At 74.4% G+C, this 21825-nt stretch carries 18 protein-coding genes; 7 read left to right on the top strand and 11 right to left on the bottom strand.

The features are described 5' to 3' along the window. Positions 1 to 130 precede the first annotated feature (130 nt). Positions 131 to 337, top strand: a complete 207-nt coding sequence (locus tag ACFYPR_RS10365; RefSeq protein WP_355069021.1) for a hypothetical protein — start codon at positions 131 to 133, stop codon at positions 335 to 337. A gap of 125 nt (positions 338 to 462) precedes the next feature. On the opposite strand, the gene mptB (ACFYPR_RS10360) is transcribed toward ACFYPR_RS10365, so the two are convergent. Both mptB (ACFYPR_RS10360) and mptB (ACFYPR_RS10355) read right to left on the bottom strand, forming a co-directional pair. Continuing rightward, positions 463 to 1965 (bottom strand): polyprenol phosphomannose-dependent alpha 1,6 mannosyltransferase MptB, encoded by a 1503-nt coding sequence (mptB, locus tag ACFYPR_RS10360; RefSeq protein ID WP_387259515.1) that lies wholly within the window; start codon positions 1963 to 1965, stop codon positions 463 to 465. A 56-nt stretch (positions 1966 to 2021) separates the two neighbouring features. Then, positions 2022 to 3422, bottom strand: coding sequence for a polyprenol phosphomannose-dependent alpha 1,6 mannosyltransferase MptB (gene mptB, locus ACFYPR_RS10355; protein WP_387259513.1), 1401 nt, complete (start codon positions 3420 to 3422; stop codon positions 2022 to 2024). A 44-nt stretch (positions 3423 to 3466) separates the two neighbouring features. Between mptB (ACFYPR_RS10355) and ACFYPR_RS10350 the strand changes: the two genes are divergently transcribed. Continuing rightward, positions 3467 to 5116: a hypothetical protein gene (locus tag ACFYPR_RS10350; protein ID WP_387259511.1), complete on the top strand. Its 1650-nt coding sequence runs from the start codon at positions 3467 to 3469 to the stop codon at positions 5114 to 5116. Positions 5117 to 5122: 6 nt separating this feature from the next. Here the strand turns inward: ACFYPR_RS10350 and ACFYPR_RS10345 are convergent, their stop codons facing one another. Both ACFYPR_RS10345 and ACFYPR_RS10340 read right to left on the bottom strand, forming a co-directional pair. Beyond that, positions 5123 to 8161: a bifunctional [glutamine synthetase] adenylyltransferase/[glutamine synthetase]-adenylyl-L-tyrosine phosphorylase gene (locus ACFYPR_RS10345; protein ID WP_387259508.1), complete on the bottom strand. Its 3039-nt coding sequence runs from the start codon at positions 8159 to 8161 to the stop codon at positions 5123 to 5125. Next, on the bottom strand, positions 8161 to 8928 hold the full coding sequence (locus tag ACFYPR_RS10340) for a type 1 glutamine amidotransferase (protein ID WP_354862345.1): 768 nt from the start codon (positions 8926 to 8928) through the stop codon (positions 8161 to 8163). The genes ACFYPR_RS10345 and ACFYPR_RS10340 overlap by 1 nt, the downstream gene beginning before the upstream one ends. Positions 8929 to 9082: 154 nt before the next feature. Here ACFYPR_RS10340 and ACFYPR_RS10335 point away from each other — a divergent pair, with 154 nt between their 5' ends. Continuing rightward, on the top strand, positions 9083 to 10018 hold the full coding sequence (locus tag ACFYPR_RS10335) for an LD-carboxypeptidase (protein WP_354862343.1): 936 nt from the start codon (positions 9083 to 9085) through the stop codon (positions 10016 to 10018). Between the two features lie 137 nt (positions 10019 to 10155). Here the strand turns inward: ACFYPR_RS10335 and ACFYPR_RS10330 are convergent, their stop codons facing one another. After that, complete coding sequence (locus tag ACFYPR_RS10330) at positions 10156 to 10329, bottom strand: hypothetical protein (RefSeq protein ID WP_355064328.1); 174 nt, start codon at positions 10327 to 10329, stop codon at positions 10156 to 10158. Positions 10330 to 10550: 221 nt separating this feature from the next. Here ACFYPR_RS10330 and ACFYPR_RS10325 point away from each other — a divergent pair, with 221 nt between their 5' ends. Then, positions 10551 to 11033, top strand: a complete 483-nt coding sequence (locus ACFYPR_RS10325) for a hypothetical protein (protein WP_354862339.1) — start codon at positions 10551 to 10553, stop codon at positions 11031 to 11033. 178 nt (positions 11034 to 11211) lie between these two features. On the opposite strand, the gene ACFYPR_RS10320 is transcribed toward ACFYPR_RS10325, so the two are convergent. The 4 genes from ACFYPR_RS10320 to glnA form a co-directional block, all read right to left on the bottom strand. Then, positions 11212 to 11589 carry a VOC family protein gene (locus ACFYPR_RS10320; protein ID WP_354856677.1) on the bottom strand — a complete coding sequence of 126 codons (378 nt, stop codon included), beginning with the start codon at positions 11587 to 11589 and terminating at the stop codon, positions 11212 to 11214. Between the two features lie 127 nt (positions 11590 to 11716). After that, positions 11717 to 12409 (bottom strand): YafY family protein, encoded by a 693-nt coding sequence (locus ACFYPR_RS10315; RefSeq protein ID WP_355064326.1) that lies wholly within the window; start codon positions 12407 to 12409, stop codon positions 11717 to 11719. A 64-nt stretch (positions 12410 to 12473) separates the two neighbouring features. Continuing rightward, entirely contained in the window at positions 12474 to 12899 is a 426-nt protein-coding gene (locus ACFYPR_RS10310) for a DUF350 domain-containing protein (RefSeq protein WP_354856673.1), read from the bottom strand. 87 nt (positions 12900 to 12986) lie between these two features. Next, positions 12987 to 14336 carry a type I glutamate--ammonia ligase gene (gene glnA, locus ACFYPR_RS10305; RefSeq protein WP_354856670.1) on the bottom strand — a complete coding sequence of 450 codons (1350 nt, stop codon included), beginning with the start codon at positions 14334 to 14336 and terminating at the stop codon, positions 12987 to 12989. A 238-nt stretch (positions 14337 to 14574) separates the two neighbouring features. Between glnA and ACFYPR_RS10300 the strand changes: the two genes are divergently transcribed. The 3 genes from ACFYPR_RS10300 (at position 14575) to ACFYPR_RS10290 (ending at position 19026) form a co-directional block, all read left to right on the top strand. Further along, positions 14575 to 16332, top strand: a complete 1758-nt coding sequence (locus tag ACFYPR_RS10300) for an NAD+ synthase (RefSeq protein WP_387180195.1) — start codon at positions 14575 to 14577, stop codon at positions 16330 to 16332. 173 nt (positions 16333 to 16505) lie between these two features. After that, positions 16506 to 17351, top strand: a complete 846-nt coding sequence (panB, locus tag ACFYPR_RS10295; protein WP_387180198.1) for a 3-methyl-2-oxobutanoate hydroxymethyltransferase — start codon at positions 16506 to 16508, stop codon at positions 17349 to 17351. Between the two features lie 424 nt (positions 17352 to 17775). Continuing rightward, a complete protein-coding gene (locus ACFYPR_RS10290; protein ID WP_387259504.1) occupies positions 17776 to 19026 on the top strand; it encodes a DUF222 domain-containing protein in 1251 nt (416 codons plus the stop codon). Between the two features lie 498 nt (positions 19027 to 19524). Here ACFYPR_RS10290 and npdG read toward each other — a convergent pair whose 3' ends face one another. Beyond that, a complete protein-coding gene (npdG, locus tag ACFYPR_RS10285) occupies positions 19525 to 20223 on the bottom strand; it encodes an NADPH-dependent F420 reductase (RefSeq protein WP_354856662.1) in 699 nt (232 codons plus the stop codon). A 93-nt stretch (positions 20224 to 20316) separates the two neighbouring features. After that, positions 20317 to 21747 carry an RNB domain-containing ribonuclease gene (locus ACFYPR_RS10280; RefSeq protein ID WP_355064318.1) on the bottom strand — a complete coding sequence of 477 codons (1431 nt, stop codon included), beginning with the start codon at positions 21745 to 21747 and terminating at the stop codon, positions 20317 to 20319. Positions 21748 to 21825 lie beyond the last annotated feature (78 nt).

Below are 21825 nucleotides of genomic sequence, written 5' to 3'. Positions count from 1 at the left end.
AGTTTATTTCCGTTTCTACTCCGCCCCCCCTCGCCGCCCCCCCCCCCCCCCCCGCCGCCCCCCCCCCCCCCCCCCCCCCCCCCCCCCCCCCGGCCCGTTTCGTGACCGCCACCGGGGCGGCTGGGCCCTGTTGATCCTGCTCACCCCGGTGGGCCTGCTGGCCCTGGAACCGCTGGCCGGGGCCGCGGACGGCATGCCGGCCGCGTTCCCCCCGAACTGGACGACGCTCGCCGCGACGGCGGCAGTGGTCGGCCTGGTCGGTCCCGCCCTGCTGCCGGTGGCACTTGCCGTACGCACCCGGCTGGCCCGGCCCGCCGCGCCGAGCGCCCACCGCTGACCGCGCCGCGCCGCGCCGCGCCGCGCCGCGCCAAGATCGTGCTCGATCCTGGGTGTAGTGGTCTCGATCGCGCCAGAAGCCACTACATCCACGTTCGAGCACGATCTTGCACGTCGGACCGATTGTCAGGAACGTGGCCGGCGCTCCGGTCCGTTCCGCCGCACCCGCTCCCGCACCCGAAGGAGCAGGAAGAGGAGCAGGACGGTCATCGCCAGGGCGCCGGGGGCCTTGGTGAAGCGGGCCAGGTTGGTGCCGTCGGGCAGGACCAGGAAGGCCGCGACCGCCACCGGCAGCGCGAACCACGTGGTCCGGGCGGAGGTGAGCGCGAGCAGCGCCAGCGGCCAGGTCGCGTACCAGGGGTGGAAGACCGGGGCCAGGACGACGGTGGCGACCAGTGCGAGGCCCGCGCCGTGCAGTGCCGCACGGCACCGCGCCGAGCCGGCCGCCGGCCTGTCCACGCCGCTCGGATCGCGATCATCTGCCCGCAGCTCTCGCGGCGGCGCTCCGGGCGGGCCAGCCCGCAGTTCTCGCCAGGCGCGCCACCACAGCACCAGGAGCACGACCGCGAGCAGCACCAACGCGACCGCGCGGGTCACCGGCACCGCCTGCGGGTCCCGCCCGACCAGCGCGCCGGCGTAGTCCACCACCAGGCCGACGGCGGTGGGCGGCGACGTCCACTGCTCGGAGTCTCCGCTGCGGGTCAGCCCGCCCACCCAGCCGAAGCCGAGGCCGGACAGGGCCGAGGTGACCAGCAGCGCGGCCAGCAGCCCGCCGGCCAGCCAGCCGCCGTCGCGCAGCAGCGCGCGTACGGTGTGCCGGCCGTGCACCGCGGCCAGCGCGGCGAACGGGGCGACCACCACGGCGGTGGCCTTCACCGTGACCGCCAGGCCGAGCAGCACGCCGGCGAGCAGCAGCGCCGCGGGCCGGCCCGGCCGGCGGACCACCACCAGCAGCCCGCACAGCAGCAGCCCGAGCATCACGGCGTCGTTGTGCGCCCCGGCCACCAGGTGCACGCCGACCACCGGCGCGGCCAGCGCCAACCAGGCCGCTCGCCGGGTCGGCACGCCGGCCGCCCGCGCCAGGCCGGGCAGGCAGTACGCCGCCAGGAGCAGGCCCGCCACGGCGATGACCCGCAGCGCCACGATCGTGCCGGTGAGGCCACCACCGACGCCCACCGCGAACGCCGCGAGCAGCACGAAGACCGGCCCGTACGGAGCAGGCGTGTCCCGCCAGATCGGCGCCACCGTCTCCAGCCACGGGCAGCCGGCCGCCGCCACCGGAACCGCGTACGGGTCGACGCCGTGCGCGTACGTCCAGCCCTGGCAGGCGTACGAGTAGACGTCCCGGCTGCCCAGCGGCGGCGCGACCAGCAGCGGGAGGGCCCACAGCCCGGCGGTGACGTACGCCCACCGGCTCGACGGCGCACCGGCGCGCAGTGACCACCAGGCGCCGACCAGCAGCGCCGTGCCGATGAGCCAGCAGGTCAGCGTCGCCGGGCCGTGCGGGGCTCGCCAGATCGACGCCGGTGTCGCGCCGAGCGGGGCGTCGGGCAGCGCCCCGCCGAGATACCCGGCAACGGTGAGCAGGATCGCGCCGACCAGGCCGGCATACCGGGCAAAACGGGCCATCGAAAGACCGTAGAGCGGCGGCGGTGCGCCGGGAGTGGTTACCGGCGCACCGTCCCTCAGTCGGCGGCGACCGGCTGACGGGCCGCCCGAGCCGACCGTACCAACCGGATGACCAGCACGATCACCAACAGCGTCATCAGCGGCGCCCCGACCGACTTGGTGAACCGGGGCAGCCCGGTGCCGTCGGGCAGCACCAGGAACGACGCGACCAGCGCGACCACCGTGAACCATCCGGTACGCCGGGCGGTGGCCGCGAGCACGGCCAGCGGCCAGATCCAGTACCAGGGGTGGAACAGCGGCGCGAGGGCGACCGTGGCGGCCAGCGCCAGGGCGGCGTGCCACAGCGGCTCCCGGGTGCGGGCCCGCAACCACAGCCACACCAGCAGCAGCGCCAGCACGGCCATGCCGATCCCCCGGGTGACCGGCAGGGCGTCGAGGTGCCCGCCGAAGGGCACCGCCAGGTAGCCGACGGTCTGGCCGACCGCCGTGGACGGCGACGTCCAGGCGATCACGTCGCCGCCTCGGGCCAGGCCGCCGACCCAGCCGAAGTCCAGTCCGGCGGCGAAGGTCACCCCGACCACGACGGCGACCGCGCCGCCGACGACCCAGCCGCCGTGGCGGATCAGCGCGCGGATCGAGTACCCGCCGACGATCGCCGCCAGCGCCGCGAACGGCACCACGACCAGCGCCGTCACCTTGATCGCGGCGGCCAGCCCGAGCAGCGCGCCACCGGCGAGCAGCGGACCGGGGCGGCCGGGCCGCGAGGCGATCACCGCGAGCCCGGCGACCAGCAGGCCGACCATCAGGGCGTCGTTGTGCGCGCCGGAGACCAGGTGCACGGCGACCAGCGGGCAGCCGAGCGTCAGCCAGACCGCCCGGGGAGCCGGTACGCCGGCGCGACGGGCCAGCACCGGCAGGCTGGCCGCAGTCAGCGCCACCCCGGCCACGGCGATCAGCCGGAACACCACGATCGCGCCGGTCAGCGAGCCGGTGGCCTTGACCACCGCGCCGGCGAGCACCACGAACAGCGGCCCGTACGGCGCCGGCGTGTCGCGCCAGATGTAGGAGATGGTGTCCAGCCAGGGGCAGGGCAGCGCGGACACCCCCTGCTCGTACGGGTTGATCCCAGCGGCGTAGCTGGCGCCCTGGCAGGCGTACGCGTAGACGTCGCGGCTGGCCAGCGGCGGCGCGATCAGCACCGGCAGCAGCCAGAGCCCGACGGTGACCAGCGCCCAGCGGGTCGACGGCACGCGCTCGCGCAGCGACCACCAGGCGTACGCCAGCAGCGCGGTGCCGACCAGCCAGGCGGCGAGGACCAGCGGCCCGTTCGGGCCCTGCCAGATGCTGACCGGGGTGGGGCGCAGGGGTGACCCGGGCAGGGCGCCGCCGAGGAACGCGGCGACGGCGAGCAACGCCGATCCGGCCAGTCCGGTCCAGCGCGCGAGGTGGTGAGGCACGCCGGACATGCTGCCAGTACGGTTGTCGCGGTACGGAGGTGGGCATGCGGCGCAGTCGGGTGGTGGCGGTGGCCACCGGTTCCGCAGTCGTGCTCGGCGCGCTCTGGCTGGCCCTGCCGCTGATGGGCTCGGACCTCGCCGCACAGGTCGCCCGGGCGGACTTCTTCGCCGCCCACGGCCTGACACCGATCGATCTGCGCTGGTACGGCGGGGTGCAGCAGTTCGGCTACAGCCTCGTGTCCCAGCCGGTGATGGCCCTGCTCGGCGTGCGGGTGACCGGTGCGCTGGCGCTGGTGGCGTCGGCCGCCGCGCTGGCCGCGCTGCTGGTCCGCAGCCCGGTGCCCCGACCGCTGCTGGGCAGCCTGGTCGGCGTGGTCACGCTGACCGGCAACCTGGTCTCCGGCCGGGTGACGTACGCCCTGGGGGTGGCGTTCGGGCTGGCCGCGCTGCTGGCGCTGACTCGGGGCGTACCCCCGCGTCGGCGGCTCGCGCTCGCCGCGGTCGGCGCGCTGCTGGCGTCGGCGACGAGCCCGGTGGCGGGCCTGTTCGTCGGCCTGGCGGGCGTGGCGCTGCTGCTCACCCGCCGCTACGCCGACGGTCTGACACTCGCTGTCGCGGCGGCCGTGCCGCTGGCCGCGACCGCGCTGCTCTTCGGCGACGGCGGCTGGATGAACATCAGCCGCACCGACACCCTGCGCGCGGTGGTGACCAGCCTGGTGGTGGCGGCGCTGGTGGCGTACCGGCCGGTGCGGGTCGGCGCGCTCCTCGCCGCCGCCGGGGTGCTCGCCGCCGCGCTGGTCCACACCCCGGTGGGGTTGAACGCGACCCGGCTGGCGACGATGTTCGCGCTGCCGGTGCTGGCCGCCGCCGCCCGGCCACCAGCCTGGCTCACCGCCCGCCTCGCCCGCCGGCACGCCGACCGCCCCGCGCCGCCCAATGCCGCCCGGCCCGACGCCGCGCCGCCCAGCACCGCGACGCCCGAGCGGTCGCGGCGTGCCCGCCTGCTGGGTGCCGTGGGCCTGACCGCGCTGCTGGTGGCCGTCTGCGGGTGGCAGCCGCCGGTGGTCCCCGCCGACCTGCGCGGCATCGGCGACCCGACCAGCGCGCCCGGCTACCACGCGCCGCTGCGCGCGTTCCTGGCCGGGCAGCGGCTCACCGGCCGGGTCGAGGTGCCGCCGACGCGCAACTACTGGGAGGCGGCCCGCCTCGGCGAGGTGCCACTGGCCCGGGGCTGGCTGCGGCAGGCCGACATCGACCGAAACCCGCTGTTCTTCACCACCGTGCCCGGCGCGACCGGCACCGGCGTGCCGCTGACCCGGGAGAGCTACCGGGCCTGGCTGGCGAAGAACGCCGTGCAGTACGTGGCGGTGCCGGACGCCCCGCTGTCCTGGGTGGGACGGGCCGAGGCGGAGCTGGTCGAGGGCGGCCTGCCGTACCTGACGCCGGTCTGGTCCGGCGCGCACTGGCGGGTCTGGGCGGTGGCCGACCCGACGCCGCTGGTCGCCGCGCCCGCTGAACTGGTCCGCGCCGACGGCGCGGCGCTGACCTTCCGGGCCCCGACCGCCGGCCCGGTCGCGGTCCGCGTCCGCTACAGCCGCTGGCTGGCCGCGTCCGGTGGCGCCACCGTCTCCGCCGACGGGGTCTGGAGCGTCGTCACCGTTCCCCACGCCGGCGAGTACACCGTCGGCAGTTGACCGGCGCTACGCCTCCAGCACCCGCTGCGCGGCGGCGCGGGAGCGCCGGCCGGTGCGCAGGTACTCGTCGAGGAACTCCCCCGGGTCGTCGCGGCCGAGCAGCCGCACCACCCCGGCCAACTCCACCCCGTGCCGGGGCAGTTGGTCACCGGCGCGGCCCCGGACCAGCATCAACGCGTTGCGGACCTGCGCGGCCAGGGACCAGCCGGCGGCCATCTCCGCGGCGTCCGCCGGGTCGATCAGGCCGGCCCGCTCGGCGGCCGCGAGGGCATCGAGGGTACGCGTGCCGCGCAGCTCCGGGATCGCTCCGGCGTGCCGGAGCTGGACGAGCTGGACCGCCCACTCCACGTCGGCCAGCCCGCCCCGGCCCAGCTTGGTGTGGGTGGCCGGGTCGGCGCCGCGCGGCAGCCGCTCGGTCTCCACCCGGGCCTTGATCCGGCGGATCTCAACGATCTGCTCGCGGGTCAGCCCCTCGGCCGGGTAGCGCACCGGCTCGATCATCGCCTCGAACTCGGCGCCCAGGTCGGCGTCGCCGCAGACGAACCGGGCACGCAGCAGCGCCTGCGCCTCCCACACCCGCGACCAGCGGGCGTAGTACTGCGCGTACGCGGCGAGGCTGCGCACCAGCGGACCCTGCCGGCCCTCCGGACGCAGGTCGGCGTCGACACCGAGCGGCGGGTCGGGGGCGGGCACCCCGAGCAGTCGCCGCAGCTCCTCGGCGATCGCGTGCGCGGCGGCGCTGGCCGCGCTCTCGCCGCTGTCGGCGGGCGGGTCGTAGACGAAGAGCACGTCGGCGTCGGAGAGGTAGTTCGACTCGTACCCGCCCAGCCGGCCCATCCCGATCACCGCGAACCGCAGCCCGGCCGGCGCCGGCTGGCTGGCCCGGGCGGCGCGCAGCGCGGCGGCGAGAGTGGCGTCGGTGACGTCGGAGAGCGCCGTGCCGACCTCGGTGATGTCGGCCAGGCCGACGGCGGGCCGCGTCGTGCCGTCCGGCCGGGTCGGGGTCGGGGCGAGCGCGCCGGCGCGACAGAGCACGTCGGCGCACGCCACGCGGACCAGTTCCCGGCGGCGCAGCGCCCGCACCGCGCGGGTCGCCTCGACCGGGTCGGTGTGGCGGGCCGCCGCCGCCAGGAAGCCTTCCCGCAGCACCGCCCGTGGGCGCGGCGCCAACTCGTTCTCCTCTGCCAGCAGCCGCAGCGCCTCCGGATCGCGGGCGAGCAGGTCGGCGACGTACCGGGAGAGGGCCAGGACCCGGGCCAGCCGCCGGGCGACGGGACCGCCGTCGCGCAGCAGCCGCAGGTACCAGGGGGTGCTGCCCAGCTTGTCGGAGACCTTGCGGTAGTTGAGCAGCCCCCGGTCCGGCTCCGGCGCGTCGGCGAACTCGCTGAGCAGCACCGGGAGCAGGGTCCGCTGGATGGCCGCGGTACGGCTCACCCCGCCGGTGAGCGCCTGGAGGTGCCGCAGCGCCCCGGCCGGGTCGGCGAAGCCGAGGATCTCCAACCGGTGCCGGGCGGCCTCCGGAGTGAGCCGCAGCCCGTCGGCCGGCACCCGGGCCACCGACTCCAGCAGCGGCCGGTAGAGCAGCTTGGCGTGCAGCCGGCGTACCTCGGTGGCGTGGGTGACCCACTCGGCCCGGAAGCTCTCCACGGCGTTGCGTCCCGGCGTGGCCGTGAAACCCAGCGCGGCGGCCAGCCAGCGCAGCGCGGACGGCTCGGTGGGCACGGTGTGCGTACGCCGCAGGGCCTGCAACTGGAGCCGGTGCTCGACGCTGCGCAGGAAGCGGTAGCCGCGCAGCAGCGACTCGCCGTCGGCGCGGCCGACGTAGCCACCCGCGACCAGCGCACGCAGCGCCGGGATGGTGCCCGGCGCCCGCAGCGTCTCGTCGCCGCGACCGTGCACCAGTTGCAGGAGCTGGACGGCGAACTCGATGTCGCGCAGCCCGCCGGGACCGCGTTTGATCTCGCGTTCCAGCTCCTTCGGCGGGATGTTGTCGATGATCCGGCGGCGCATCGCACGGACGTCCTCGACCGCCTCGGGTCGTTCGGCGGCCCGCCACACCAGCGGGGCGAGCTGGTCGATCCACTCCTGGGCCAGCGGCAGGTCCCCGGCGGCCGGACGGGCCTTGAGCAACGCCTGGAACTCCCAGGTGCGCGCCCACCGCCGGTAGTAGGCCAGGTGGCTGGCGAGGGTGCGCACCAGCGGGCCGCGGTTGCCCTCGGGCCGCAGCGCGGCGTCCACCGGCCAGGCGACAAGCCCGCAGATGTGGATCAGCCGGGTCGCCACCAGGGTCGCGGCGGGCAGGTCGCCGTCCTCGGCCGCCACGAAGATCACGTCCACGTCGGAGACGTAGTTCAGTTCACCGCCGCCGCACTTGCCCATCGCCACCACGGCCAGCCGGGGTCGCTCGGTGCCCTCCGCCAGCTCGTCGACGGCGATCTCGTACGCCGCGGCAAGCGTCGCGTCGGCCAGCGCGGACAGCGCCGCCATGGTCTGCTCCAGGGCCCGGCCGCCGGTGAGGTCGGCCGCCGCGATCCGCAGCAACGCCAGCCGGTACGCGGTCCGCAGCACCGCCACGGGGTTGCCGTCGCCGGCCGGTTCCAGTCGACCCTCGGCGATCGGCGCGAGCCCGTCCGGGGCGGTGCGCAGCGCCAGACAGTGCTCCGGGTTGGCCACCAGATGATCACCGAGCGCCGACGACGCGCCCAGGACGGCGATCAGTCGACGCCGCAGCCCAGGGTCGGCGAGCAGCTCCGCGATCAGCGGCGAGCTCGCGCCGCTGCCGCCAGGCGCGCCGTCGCCGCTGATGCGCCGTTCGGCCTCGACGATGCGGTGCAGTTGGCGCAGCGCCAGATCCGGGTCGGCGGCGCGGGACAGCGCGGCGAGCAGCTCCCTGGCCGGCTCGTCGACCGGCTCCTGCTCGACCGGCTGCCAGAGGCCCAACCCGTCCGGGCCGAGCAGGTCGGCGGCGCGGGCTCCGCCGTCGCCCTCGGCGACGCCGAAGCCGTAGCGGGCGAGCCGGCCCGGCGCCCTCGTCGGCCGGCTCATCAGTGCCCGAGCAGCGGCAGGCCCCGCCGCGTCGTGCTGTCGTCCAGCTCGCCGAGGGCCAGCGCCGCGAACCGGGCGGCGAACGGCTGCCAGACCTCCTCGACGTCGACCATCACCGAGTCGCAGGCCGCCACGACCAGCTCCGGGTCGTAGCCCAGCTCCGCGAGCTGGGCCGAGTCGGTGGCCCAGTCGGCGATCATCGCGGTGTCGCACTCGATGTGGAACTGCAGCCCCCAGGCCCGGTCGCCGAGCCGGAACGCCTGGTGCGGATACCGGGTGGAGGCCGCCAGCAGGGTGGCGCCCCGGGGCAGCTCGGTGATCTCGTCGGAGTGCCACTGGAGCACGTCCGGGATCAGCGGCACGTACCGGAACAGCGGGTCGCCCTCCGCGGCGTCACGCCGACCGACCACGCCGGGGCCGATCTCCGGCCCGGACGGGCTCCGCTCGACCAGCCCGGCGTGCGCGGTGGCGAGCAGCTGCGCGCCCAGGCAGACGGCCAGGGTGGGCACGCGGTACCGGACCGCCTTGCGCAGCAGCCCCTCCACCGCCGGGAACCAGGGTGCGCCGGGCGAGCCGTCCGGCAGCGGGTACGCCTGCTGGTCGCCGCCGAGCACCACCAGCGCCGCGTACCCCTCCAGGTCGGCGGGGAGCTCGTCGCCGGCGTGCGGGCGGACCACCCACAGCTCCAGCCCAGCCTCGGTCAGCCACTCACCCAACCGGCGTGCGTCGTCCGTCGGGTCGTTCTCGATCACCAGCGCGGTTGCCACGCGTCGAGGCTAGCCGGTACGTCCCGCAGCGCCACGCCCCGCCACTCGGATCCCCCCCGCCGCGCACCGGGGTTGCTGGCCGGCGCGTGCACCGGCGTCGACGGCCGGCGTTCGCTGCTCGTCAGGCTCCGCGGTGTCGTTAGGCTCTGCGGTTGTGATCAACGAGGATTCGGCAGTCGTCCGCCCACCCGTCCTGCGCCCCGGGGACACGGTGCTGCTGGTGTCACCGTCCGGGCCGACCTCGCCGGAGCGGGTCGCCCGGGGGATGGAGTTGCTCACCGGGTGGGGCCTGCGGCCGGTGCCGGCGCCGAACGCGTACGCACGCCACGGCTACCTCGCCGGCACCGACGACCTGCGGGCCGCCGACCTGAACGCGGCGTTCGCCGACCCGCAGGTGCGCGGCGTGATCTGCACCCGGGGCGGGTACGGCGCCCAGCGGATCGTGGACGCCATCGACATGGCCGCCGTCCGCCGCGACCCGAAGGTGGTGGCCGGCTTCTCGGACATCACCGCGTTGCAGCTCGCCCTGTGGCGGGGCGCCCGGCTGGCCGGGGTGCACGGCCCGGGGGCCGCCTGGCGGGACGAGCGGACGTCGCTGCGCTCCGCCGAGTCCCTGCACGCGGCGCTGATGACCACCGAGCCGGTGACCGTCGAGGCGGTGCCCACCGAGGAGACCTTCGGCGTACGGGTGCCGGGTCGCGCCACCGGCACCCTGCTGGGCGGCAACCTGTGCCTGATCGCCGCGTCGATCGGCACTCCGGACCTGCCCGATCTGACCGGTGCCGTGCTGTTGATCGAGGACGTGCAGGAGCCCCCGTACAAGGTCGACCGGATGCTCACCCACCTGCGCCGCGCCGGAGCGTTGGACGGGCTGGCCGGTGTGGCGGTCGGGCAGTTCTCCGACTGCGGCGACGGCTGGGAGACCACGATCGTCGACGTCCTCACCGAACGCCTCGGCGACCTGGGCGTACCGGTCCTCGGCGGCCTCCCCATCGGCCACGGCCCCGACCAGCTGACCGTCCCGGTAGGCACCACCGCAACCCTGGACACCGACACCGGAACCCTGACGGCCACCCCCGCCGTCCGCTAGCCCCGCCTCCCACCCTCCCGCCGCCTCCCGCCCGCTTCCCACCCCGGTGATCAAGAGGTTTGGGTCATTTTCGGGCCGGATCGTGACGCAAACCTCTTGATCACCGGGGTCAGGGGGTGGGGGTGGGGTCAGGTGGGCTACTGCGCCGATCTCCAGGGCTGCCCAGACTCCGTCTCGCCGTCGGGCCCCAGGCGGGCGATCCCGCCGGCCTGGACCAGCGTCAGCCACAACGCGCCGTCGGGCCCAACCGTGATGCCGTACGGGCCGGTGTCCGACCCGGTGAGAGGAATCTCCCGAATCTCGACGGTCATCTCGAGGTGTCCCTCCATTGGCGACCACCAACCCTGACCGCCTGACCAACGACGACACAACCGATTTCCCCGCGCACCGCCTCGATCGGCTGCCCGCTGCTCGACGGGCAGCCCGCTGCTCGATTTTCAGCTCGCTGACAGGGTCGCCACGGGTCGCGCCCAGAATCAGCCGTCACTGTCGGTGACGACATTGCCGCATCACCGACTTTCTGGAGGACAGCATGTCCCGCACCATCCGTAGGAAGCACCTGCTGGCCGGCCTGGCCACCGCGGGCGTCCTCGGCGTGGGGATCGCCGCCCCGACGATCGCGTTCGCCGCGGGCACCCCGACGCCGACCCCGAGCGCCAGCACCGCCACCGCTCCCGGAGCGAAGGCGGACCGGCAGGGTGAGTTCGCCGAGGCGCTCGCCAAGGAGCTGGGTGTCCCCACCGACAAGGTGACCGCCGCGCTGGAGAAGGTCCGCGAGCAGCACCGGCCCGCCGATCGTCCGGCGCGCCCGTCCGCCGAGGACCGGCAGGCCGCGCTCAAGGAGCGGCTGGACCAGGCGGTCAAGGACGGCAAGCTCACCCAGGAGCAGGCCGACGCCATCACCAAGGCCGTCGAGGCCGGCGTCTTCCCTGGCCCCGGCGGCGGCCACCGTGGGCCGGGCGGCGACCGTGGGCCGGACGGCCACGGCGCTCCCGCGGGTACGCCGGGCAAGTAGCCCGACAGGTCGGCCTCCGACCACCCCGGGCAGGCGTGCCCCCAGGGGTCCCGCGTGATCCACTCCGTTTCGCCGATGTGGCGGCGTCCATCGCACTCGGACACCGCCACATCGGCGACCTGGAGTCGATCATGCCCCTGGGACTGACGTCAGCCCCGGCGTGGCGGGGCCGCGCGCGTCAGCCCTGGGTGGGCGGGGGTGCGAACACGCCGATGCGATTTCCCGTCGGGTCGAGCAGGTGGGCGAGCGTGAGTCCGCTGGGTGCGGTCCGCGCGGGCACCAGCACCTTCGCGCCGGCGGCCTCGGCCCGCCGGCAGGTCTCCGCCACGTCGTCGACCTCGGCGTAGAACACCGCGTAGTTCGGGGACGTCCCGTCGGTCGCCCGGATCGCGCCGCCGATCCCGGTGTCACCGCCGGCACCAGTCACCCGATAGGACCCGCCGCTGCCGGCGCCCTGCTCCTCGAAGGTCCAGCCGAACAGCTCGCCGTAGAAGCGTTCCGCCTCCTCCGGCCGGTCGGTGCCGATCTCGAACCAGGTGATGGGCGTCGTGGACACGTGCTGCCTCCAGAGTTGCCGGGACGGCGGTTCGCCGTCGTCCAGAGCAGTTTCGGGGCCGTCCGCGACACCGTCCTGTCGGTGTTTCCGGATCACCCGACGGAGATCGGCGCGTGCCCGACCCGACTCAGACCAGGCTCAGCGGGCGGACCCGTTCCCGGGGGATGTCGAGATCCGTCAGGCGGAGCTCCCGGACCACCACCTCGGGCAGCGCCCGGACGTCCCCGATCCGGTCGGTACGGAAGCAGCGCAGCTCGTCGCGCAGCCGGCACCAGGCGAGCAGATACCAGTGTCGGGGGTTGCCGAGGTAGCCCAGCGGCTCGACGTCGCGCACCGAGTCGGTGCCGGCGCGGTCGGCGTACCGGATGCGCAGCACCCGCCGCGCGGTGACCGCGTCGGCGACGGTGGCCGGGACGGGCGTGGCCGGCCCGTCGCCGATCAGGTGCACCCGGCCGGCGAGGCGGTGCGCCTCGGCGGCGTCGGCGGCCGGCAGCACCGCCACCAGCTTGCGCAGCGCGGTGGCGCCCGGCCCGGCGAACGGGGTGCCGGCGAGCCGGTGCAGCGCGACGGCCATCGCCACCGCCTCGGCCGGGGTCAGGTTGACCGGCGGCAGGGTGCGGGCGCGGTCCAGGACGTAGCCGCCGGTGCGCCCGGGCTCGGCCCAGATCGGCACCCCGGCCTCCTGGAGCGCGCCGATGTCCCGCTCGATGGTCCGGCTGCTCACCTCGAAGTGGGCGGCCAGCCAGCGGGCGCTGCGGGGCCGGGGCGACACCGCCCGCAGCTCCTCGACCAGGGCGTAGAGCCGGTCCGTGCGGTTCATACCCGGCACGCTACGGCCGGGGTACGACGACAGCCCGGGACGCGGCGCGCTCAGGCGACCGGCCTCAGGCGATGCAGGCGCAGACGATCAGCGCCGCGCCGAAGTGCGTGGCGGCGCTGACCCGGGCCGCCGGATGCGGCTCGGACGAGCAGATGACCTCACCGAGCTTGCCGGGGGTGAGCAGGTCGAGCACGAAGAAGGCGAGCGCCATGATGGCCAGCCCGACGAGCCCGAAGACCACGGTGGAGGCCAGCCCTCGGCCGAAGTCGCTGTAGCTCGTCAGGATCGCCGTGAAGACGATGCCGGCGATGCCGAGCTGGTTGGCGGCGAGCAGCAACCCCGCGTTGGCGTTGCGCTCGACCCAGATCAGCTCCCGCAACCGCCCCGGGGTCAGCAGGTCGACGAGCCCGAACCCGGCAGCCATGAGCCCGACGCCCACGACCCCGAACACGACGCTCTGCCAGGCACCGCTGAGCAGGTCCTCCAGCACCGACTGCCTCCCGACTCTCCGCCCGGAGGGGTACCGGCGCGGTGATCGAGACGATAGCGGCAGCGCGCCACCCCGTCAGCCCCGCGACTACAGCGCCAGGTAACGCTGCCGCTCGTACGGGGTGACCTCGCGGCGGTACTGCTCCCACTCGGCCCGCTTGTTGCGCAGGAAGAAGTCGAAGACGTGCTCGCCGAGCACCTCGGCGACCAGTTCGGATCCGGCCATCACGTCGATCGCCTCGGCCAGGTTCTCCGGCAGCGCCTCGTACCCCATGGCGCGGCGCTCGGCGCTGCTCAGCGACCAGACGTCGTCCTCGGCGCCCGGCGGCAGCTCGTAGCCCTCCTCGATGCCCTTCAGGCCGGCGCCGAGCAGCACCGCGAAGGCGAGGTACGGGTTGGTCGCCGAGTCCAGCGACCGGACCTCGACCCGGGCGGAGTTCGGCTTGCCGTACGCCGGGACCCGGACCAGCGCGGACCGGTTCAGGTGACCCCAGCAGACGTACGCCGGGCTCTCGGTGATCCGGTCCGGCAGGGCCTGCGGGAACAGCCGCTTGTACGAGTTGACCCACTGGTTGGTGACCGCCGTGTACTCCCGGGCGTGCACCAGCAGGCCGGCGATGAAGGACTTCGCCACCTTGGAGAGCTTCATCGGGTCGCCGCTGTCGTGGAAGGCGTTGCGCTCGCCCTCGAACAGCGACAGGTGGGTGTGCATGCCGCTGCCCGGCTGGTCGGTGAACGGCTTCGGCATGAAGCTGGCCTGCACACCGGTGGAGAGCGCGACCTCCTTCACCACGTGCCGGAAGGTCATGATGTTGTCGGCGGTGGTCAGCGCGTCGGCGTAGCGCAGGTCGATCTCCTGCTGGCCGGGGGCGACCTCGTGGTGGCTGAACTCCACCGAGATGCCGATCCGCTCCAGCGCCAGCACGCCCTGGCGGCGGAAGTCGCGGGCCACCGCGTGGGTGGTGTGCTCGAAGTAGCCGCCGGTGTCCACCGGGGTGGGCACCGAACCGTCCTGCGGGCCGTTCTCCAGCAGGAAGAACTCGATCTCGGGGTGGGTGTAGAAGGTGAAGCCCTTCTCGGCCGCCTTGGACAGCGCGCGGCGCAGCACGTGCCGCGGGTCGGCCCAGGACGGGCCGCCGTCGGGCAGCAGGATGTCGCAGAACATCCGGGCGCTCTCGCCGCTGACCCCGCCCTCGAACGGGAAGACCTGGAAGGTGGTCGGGTCGGGCATGGCCACCATGTCCGATTCGAAGACCCGGGCGAAGCCTTCGATGGCCGAGCCGTCGAAGCCGATGCCCTCCTCGAAGGCCGCTTCCAGCTCGGCGGGCGCCACCGAGACGCTCTTGAGCGTGCCCAGCACGTCCGTGAACCACAGCCGGACGAACCGGATGTCCCGCTCTTCCAGCGTACGGAGGACGAACTCCTGCTGACGGTCCACTTCCCCAACCCCTCGCGACAACTCTTTTGTCCGCCTTGGTCGGGCTGTACCCGACCTGACCGCCCAGTGTTCCCGGGCCTGGTTACGCAGACGTTACGCGAACCGCCGCCGTCCGTCCCCTCGCGTCCCGCCGCCGAACGGTACCGATCCGGCCTGGCCGTCGCGCGGCGCTCGCGCGTGGCCGCCATCTCGTCCGACGGTACGGATTGCTCCGGTCATGCTGAGGCAAGATGAGGACATGCCCACCCTGCGTCTCGCCCTGTCCCAGGTCAACCCGAGCGTCGGCGACCTCGCCGGCAATGCCGACCTGGTCCGCAGCTGGACCCGCCAGGCCGCCGACGCCGGCGCCCAGCTCGTGCTCTTTCCGGAGATGATGCTGACCGGCTACCCGGTCGAGGACCTGGTCTTCCGGCGTTCCTTCGTCGCCGCGTCCCAGGCCGCCCTCCAGCGGCTCGCCGCCGACCTCGCCGAGGACGGTCTCGGTGACCTGCCGGTCGTGGTCGGCTACCTGGACGCCGACGGGCCGCCGCAGATCAGCGGGGACGCCGAGCCGGGCCGGGGTGCCCGCAACGCCGCCGCGCTGCTGCACCGGGGCACGGTGGTCGCCCGCTACTTCAAGCACCACCTGCCCAACTACGGCGTCTTCGACGAGGACCGCTACTTCGTCTCCGGCGACCAGCTGACCGTGGTGCGGATCGGCGGGGTGGACGTCGCGCTGACCATCTGCGAGGACCTGTGGCAGGCCGGCGGCCCGTTCGCCGCCGCCCGGCAGGCCGGCGTCGGCCTGGTGGTCAACATCAACGGTTCGCCGTACGAGCTGAACAAGGACGACATCCGGCTGCCGTTGGTTCGCCGCCGGGCCGCCGAGGCGAACGCCGCCATCGCGTACGTCAACATGATCGGCGGCCAGGACGAGCTGGTCTTCGAGGGCGACTCGATGATCGTCACCTCCGACGGCGAGCTGCTCACCCGCGCCCCGCAGTTCGTCGAGCACCTGCTCGTGCACGACGTCGAGCTGCCGGCCGCGACCACGGCCCCGGGCAGCCGGAACGTCGCGGACGACATGCGGGTCGCGCACCACACCGTGGACGTGATCCCGCCCGCGCCGTCCGGCCCGGCCGCCGTCGGCGGGCTGATCGAGCCGGTGGCCGACGAGGCCGAGGTGTGGCACGCGCTGGTGCTCGGCCTGCGCGACTACGTCAACAAGAACCGGTTCGCGTCGGTGGCGCTCGGCCTCTCCGGCGGCATCGACTCGGCGGTGGTGGCCGCCCTCGCCGTCGACGCGCTCGGCCCGGACCGGGTGGTCGGGGTGTCGCTGCCCAGCCAGCACTCCTCCGAGCACTCCCGTGAGGACGCCGCCGACCTGGCCAAGCGCACCGGGCTGGACTACCGCGTCGAGCCGATCCAGCCGATGGTGGACGCCTTCCTCGCCAACCTGTCGCTGTCCGGGATCGCCGTGGAGAACCTCCAGGCCCGGGTCCGCGGTGTCATCCTGATGGCGCTGTCGAACCAGGAGGGCCACCTGGTGCTCACCACCGGCAACAAGAGCGAGCTGGCGGTCGGCTACTCCACCCTGTACGGCGACTCGGTGGGCGGCTTCAACCCGATCAAGGACGTTTGGAAGACGCTGGTCTGGCGGCTGGCGAAGTGGCGCAACGCGGACGCGGCCCGCCGCGGCGAGACCGCCCCGATCCCGGAGAACTCGATCGGCAAGCCGCCGAGCGCCGAGCTGAGCCCGGGCCAGCTCGACAGCGATTCCCTGCCCGACTACGACGTGCTGGACCCGATCCTGATCGGCTACGTCGACGGCGACCTGGGCCGCGACGGGCTGATCGAGTCGGGCCACGACCCGGCCGTCGTCGACAAGGTGCTGCGGCTGGTGGATACCGCCGAGTACAAGCGACGCCAGTCGGCGCCCGGCACGAAGATCTCCATGAAGGCGTTCGGCCGCGACCGTCGTCTGCCGATCACCAACCGGTGGCGCGAGCACGGCTGAGCCCGTACACCCGGGTCGGGTCATCGGACCCGGGCCGGCGCGTGCGGCGTGCCCGGTGCGCGACGGTCGTGAGTGACATCTTCCACTGCGCCCTGCCGTCGCCGGGCCTGGCGGTGCGACGATCGCGACGGAACCCGGGGACCGCGCAGGCGGCCTCGAGGAAGGAGACAGTCATGACCGAGTCCACTCCCAACGAGGTGACCGCGCTGTACGGCGGACCGGCCACCCGTCGGGTCCGCACCCGCGACCTGATCGCCGCCAAGGAGCGTGGCGAGCGGTGGCCGATGCTCACCTCGTACGACCAGTACACGGCGGGCATCTTCGACCGGGCCGGCGTGCCGGTGCTGCTGGTCGGCGACTCGGCCGCGAACAACGTGTTCGGCTACGAGACCACCCTGCCGGTGACCGCCGACGACCTGCTTCCCCTGGTACGGGCCGTGGTGCGCTCGACCCAGCAGGCCCTCGTCGTCGGTGACCTGCCCTTCGGCTCGTACGAGGAGGGCCCCACCCAGGCGCTGCGCACCGCCGTACGGTTCATGAAGGAGGGTGGCTGCCACGCGGTGAAGCTGGAGGGCGGCCGACGCTGCGCCGCGCAGATCGCCGCGATCGTCGGGGCCGGCATCCCGGTGATGGCGCACATCGGCTTCACCCCGCAGAGCGAGCACACCCTGGGCGGCTACCGCGTACAGGGCCGGGGCGACACGGCCGACGAGGTGCTGGCCGACGCGCGGGCGGTGGCCGAGGCCGGCGCGTTCGCGGTGGTGCTGGAGATGGTGCCGGGTGAGGTGGCCAAGCAGATCACCCACGAACTGGCGATCCCCACGGTCGGCATCGGCGCCGGCCCGGACACCGACGCCCAGGTGCTGGTCTGGCAGGACATGGCCGGCCTACGCACCGGCAAGGCGCCGCGCTTCGTGAAGCGCTACGCCGACCTGGCCGACGTCCTCACCGGCGCCACCCGCCGCTTCGCCGACGAGGTCCGCGGCGGCGAGTTCCCGGCAGCCGAACACACCTTCTAGAGCGCTGCACGGGCCACGAGCCACGGACCACGGGCCGGGCCACGGACCACGGGCCGGGCCACGGACCACGGGCCGGGCCACGGGGCCACAGCCCTGCCGCTCCCACGCAGCTCCGGGCCGTGCCCAAACGAGGTGGGGCCGGCGGGAGCGGGCAGCGGGCAACACGCCCACACCGCCACGCAGATCGCGGGTTGTGACGGCCACAGGCTGCAGCCCCTGGACTCGGCCTGCGGCCCGTGTGTTGCGGCCCAGGGACTCGGCCTGCGGTCCGTGGCCCCGTGGTCCGTGGTCCGTGGCCCGTGGCCCGTGGCCCGGCGGCACGGTGTCTCGTTCGCTGGCTGGTCCCTCCGCTTTCAGTCTGAGCGCTGACAGATCATCGATCTTGGTCGCTGAAAGTGTCGTACAGGTGTTCTAGTCTCGGGTCATGGTGGAGGGGCTGGCGCAGGCAGAAGCCGCAATCCTGTCCTGCGCCGATTCGGCCACCTGGGCTCTGCCCGAGCAGGAACTGATCGCCGCGCTCGATGCCGCGCACCGCATCGAGCAGCGCCTCGCCGCCGTCAAGCTGGCGCTGATCCGAGAGTTCGACGGCCGGGGCGCGGCGACCGCGCAGGGCGCGTCCTCCACGGCGGTGTGGCTGCGCGAGCGCCTGCACCTCACCGTCCCCGCCGCCCGCCGCCTCGTCGACCTCGCCACCACCCTCGACACCGGCAACCCCGGCATACGACAGGCACTGGCCGATGCCGACATCACGCTCGACCAGGCCCGGGTCATCGCCGACACCGTCACCACCGTCGAGGCCGCCGCCGGCAGCGCGGCGGCCGACAAGGCGGTCGGCTTGCTGGTCGAGTGGGCTGGGCAGTTCGACCCCACCCTGCTGCGCAAACTCGGCACCCGCATCCTTGACCACGTCGCCCCCGACATCGCCGACGCCGCCGCCCAGGCCGCTCTCGACGCCGAGGCCCGACGAGCCGCCCGCGACCGCCACCTCACCCTCTCCACCCTCACCGACGGCCGTCTGCGCCTCACCGGCACCCTCGACACCGAAACCGCCGGCCTGCTCCGCGCCGCCATCGATCCGCTGACCGCGCCCACCGGCCCCGACGACCAACGCTCCCCCGGCCAACGCCGCCACGACGCCCTCGCCGACCTGTGCCGACTCAGCCTGCGTACCGGCGAGCTACCCGAGCACGGCGGCGAGCCCGCGCAGATCGTCGTCACCACCAGCTACGACGGTCTCGGCCGACAGCTCGGCGGAGGCACGTTGGACACCGGTTTCGAGCTCGCCCCGGAGACCGTGCGGCGCCTCGCCTGCGACGCCGCGATCCTGCCCGCCGTCCTCGGCAGCGCCGGCCAGACCCTCGACGTCGGCCGACAACGCCGCCTCATCACCGGCCCACTCCGCCGCGCCCTCGTCCTGCGCGACCGCGGCTGCGCCTTCCCCGGCTGCGACCGCCCACCCCGCTGGTGCGACGCCCACCACATCCGACACTGGGCCAACGGCGGCAACACCAGCCTGCCCAACGCAGTGCTCCTCTGCGGCCACCACCACCGACACATCCACCACAGCGACTGGACCGTCCAGTTGAGCGGCGACGGCCACCCCGAATTCATCCCACCGGCCTGGCTCGACCCCGAACAGGTCCCCCGCCGCAACCACTACCACCGGCGGACGTGACCACACCGAGACAGCCAATCACCCCAGTAGGGCCGCCGTTTCAGCCTCGTTAGCTCGTGGCCAGATGCTGCGCGTGCGTAAGCCGACAAGGGGTGCCGCGGGGTGCAGCCTGGCGGCGCATGGGCCGAGCCGCCCGGCCTCGGCGCGACCGGCATGGGCGGCTCGATCGGTAGCGACACCTGGCTCGATCGGTAGCGACACCTAGTTTTCGCGCACCTGGCGAGTGTCGGGCAGGTCGAGGTACGCCAGCAGCCGCAAGAGCCCGCTCACATGCGAAAGGTCGTGCCACAGCGACACGACGACCTCCGGATCATCTCGCTGTAGGAGGCTCGTCAGCTCTGCGAGGCGATCCTCAGCACCCCATCAGCATCGGTCACGCCGCATGGTCCCTCAGGGCGCTGTCATCTGACCAGCCGATTCAGAGCGACCGGGCAGACCCTGGCCGTCCGGCCAAGAGCGGTGCGCCCGACCGTCCCTACCCGGAGCGGACGTGCGCTCTCAGAGGTCGGTGACGCGGATGCCGGCGTGCGCCTTGTAGCGCTTGTTGATGGCGATCAGATTCGCGGTGAACGCCTCGATCTGGTGGGCGTTGCGCAGCCGGCCGGCGTAGATGCCGCGCATTCCGGGGATCCGGGCGGCGAGCGCTCCGACGATGTCGACGAGCTCCCGGTCTTCGGTGCAGATCAGCACGTCGAGGTCGATCCGGTCGACCTCGGGGTCGGCCAGCAGCGGGGCGCTGACATGGTTGAACGCGGCGCAGACGCGGGAGTCGGGCAACAGCGCGGCGGCCTGCTGGACGGCGCTGCCCTCGGCGACGGGGAGGGCGTACGGGCCCTGCTTGTCGAAGCCCAGCGGGTTGACGCAGTCGACGACGATCGTTCCGGCGAGCGGCTCGGCGAGGGCGGCGACGGTGGCGGCGTGCCCGTCCCACGGGACCGCGATGATCACGACGTCGCTGCGGCGAGCCACCTCGTCGTTGGCCGCGCCGGTGATGCGGACGTCGGCCGGCATCCGGGGCAGAGCGGCGATCTCGGCGGCGGACTCGGCGGCCCGCTCCGCCGATCGGGAGCCGATCAGCACCGTCTGCCCGGCCCGGGCGAGCCGGTAGGCGAGGCCACGGCCCTGGTCGCCGGTGCCGCCGATGATGCCGACCGTCAGCCCGGACACGTCGGGCAGCGTGCTCGCGTCGTATGCCATGGGCTCATCCTCGCAAACCGCCCGGTCCGTCAGCAGCGCGAGCCGCTGTGACAATCCCCGCTACCCGAGCGAACCACTCCCGAACGACACCGCTCAGGCCAGCTCGAACAGCACCGTGCGGGCCGCCGGGTCGGCGGTGACCAGGCGGACCCGGACCCGTTCGCCGAGCGGCAGCGCACCGAGGCAGCGGCCACGTACCGGTGGGGCGTCCAGGGCCACCGTTCCGCCGGGCGGGCGGGGCCGGGACTTGCCGTTGGGCGGGGCGTCGACGTCGAGCACCGCCGCGTCGAAGGTCTCCCCCACCCGGTGCTCCAACAGCACCGCCTCGGTGAGCTCGACGGCGCCGCGGCTGGCCGCCGAGGCGGTCCGGTCGGTGCTGGCCATCACCTCGGGCAGCCGGGGCAGCGCCGCGCGGGCCCAGTCGGGCACCTCGCGGCCCGCGTGCAGGGCCAGGCAGACCTCGGTGGCGTACCGGTCGGCGAGGCGCCGCAACGGCGCCGTGACATGGGCGTACGCGGCGGCCACCCCGCCGTGCTCCGGCTGCTCCGGCCGAGTGCCGTCGAAGGCGGTGTACGCGGCGCCGCGCATCAGCTCGGCCGCCTGGTCGATGAACGCGGCGGAACGCGGCTGCGCGGCGTCCAGGCCGGCGATCACCTCGCCGGGGCCCGCGCCGTCCGGCCAGTGCACGCCCAGCGGAGCGGCGGCCGCCCGCAGGCGTTGCACCGCCTCCGGCTTCGGTGCCGGCATCGTCCGCAGCAGGCCCACCCCGCCGGCCAGCATGATGTCGGCAGCGGCCATCCCGGTCAGCAACGAGATCTGCGCGTTGTGCTCCTCCATCGGCACCGGCCCGCGCAGCACCAGCCGCCAGCCGTCACCGTCGGGCTCCACGTCCTGCTCGGGTAGCGGCAGGTTGATGGCGCCACGGCGCAGCCCCCGGGCCGTCAGCCGGTCGCCGATCTCGGGCAGCAGCGCGATCGGCTCGGGCAGCCGGCCTGCCTCGGCCGCCGCCTGCACGCCGGTGTAGTCGAGTTTCGCCCGACTGCGCACCAGGGCGCGCTCCAGCTCGACGGCCACGGTGCCGCCGTCGGCGTCCAGGTCGATGGTCCACACCACGGCGGCGCGGTCGTCGTCGGGCAGCAGGCTGGCCGCGCCCTCGCTGAGCGTCAGCGGGTGCAGCGGCACGTTGCCGTCGGGCAGGTAGACCGTCTGCCCGCGCCGCCAGGTCTCCTCCTCGAGCGCGCCGCCCGGCTCGACGTGCGCGGCGACGTCCGCGATCGCGTACCGCACCCGGTAGCCGCCGCCCGGCCGGCGGGCGAGGTGCATCGCCTGGTCCAGGTCACGTGAGGTGGCCGGGTCGACCGTCACGAACGGTATGTCGGTGCGGTCGACGGACGGCCGGGGCGGCGCGGCAGCCGCCGCGTCGGCCTCCCGTTGGGCAGCCGCCGGGAAACCCTCGGGCAGGCCGAGTTCGCGGCGCAGCGCGCCGAAGTCGATGCGGGGCGCGAGTACGCGTCGGATGACCACGGGGTCAATCCTGACAGCGCCACCGGTGATCCGCTTCCGGTGACCGGCCGAGATCTCCGTGGGTGTCGAGCCGAGGCT

This window comes from Micromonospora sp. NPDC005254 (assembly GCF_042872525.1).
GTDB lineage: Bacteria > Actinomycetota > Actinomycetes > Mycobacteriales > Micromonosporaceae > Micromonospora.
The sequence above is the reverse complement of the archived record's forward strand: the minus strand, read 5'-3'. Positions and strand labels throughout refer to the sequence as shown.

Bases quoted from the DNA above. Each gene is read 5' to 3' on its own strand.
- panB (WP_387180198.1), top strand. From the start codon at position 16,506: ATGACCGAGTCCACTCCCAACGAGGTGACCGCGCTGTACGGCGGACCG.
- ACFYPR_RS10345 (WP_387259508.1), bottom strand. From the start codon at position 8,161: ATGAGCCGGCCGACGAGGGCGCCGGGCCGGCTCGCCCGCTACGGCTTC.
- ACFYPR_RS10315 (WP_355064326.1), bottom strand. From the start codon at position 12,409: ATGAACCGCACGGACCGGCTCTACGCCCTGGTCGAGGAGCTGCGGGCG.
- ACFYPR_RS10350 (WP_387259511.1), top strand. From the start codon at position 3,467: ATGCGGCGCAGTCGGGTGGTGGCGGTGGCCACCGGTTCCGCAGTCGTG.
- npdG (WP_354856662.1), bottom strand. From the start codon at position 20,223: ATGGCATACGACGCGAGCACGCTGCCCGACGTGTCCGGGCTGACGGTC.
- ACFYPR_RS10330 (WP_355064328.1), bottom strand. From the start codon at position 10,329: ATGACCGTCGAGATTCGGGAGATTCCTCTCACCGGGTCGGACACCGGC.
- ACFYPR_RS10290 (WP_387259504.1), top strand. From the start codon at position 17,776: ATGGTGGAGGGGCTGGCGCAGGCAGAAGCCGCAATCCTGTCCTGCGCC.
- mptB (WP_387259515.1), bottom strand. From the start codon at position 1,965: ATGGCCCGTTTTGCCCGGTATGCCGGCCTGGTCGGCGCGATCCTGCTC.
- ACFYPR_RS10300 (WP_387180195.1), top strand. From the start codon at position 14,575: ATGCCCACCCTGCGTCTCGCCCTGTCCCAGGTCAACCCGAGCGTCGGC.
- ACFYPR_RS10325 (WP_354862339.1), top strand. From the start codon at position 10,551: ATGTCCCGCACCATCCGTAGGAAGCACCTGCTGGCCGGCCTGGCCACC.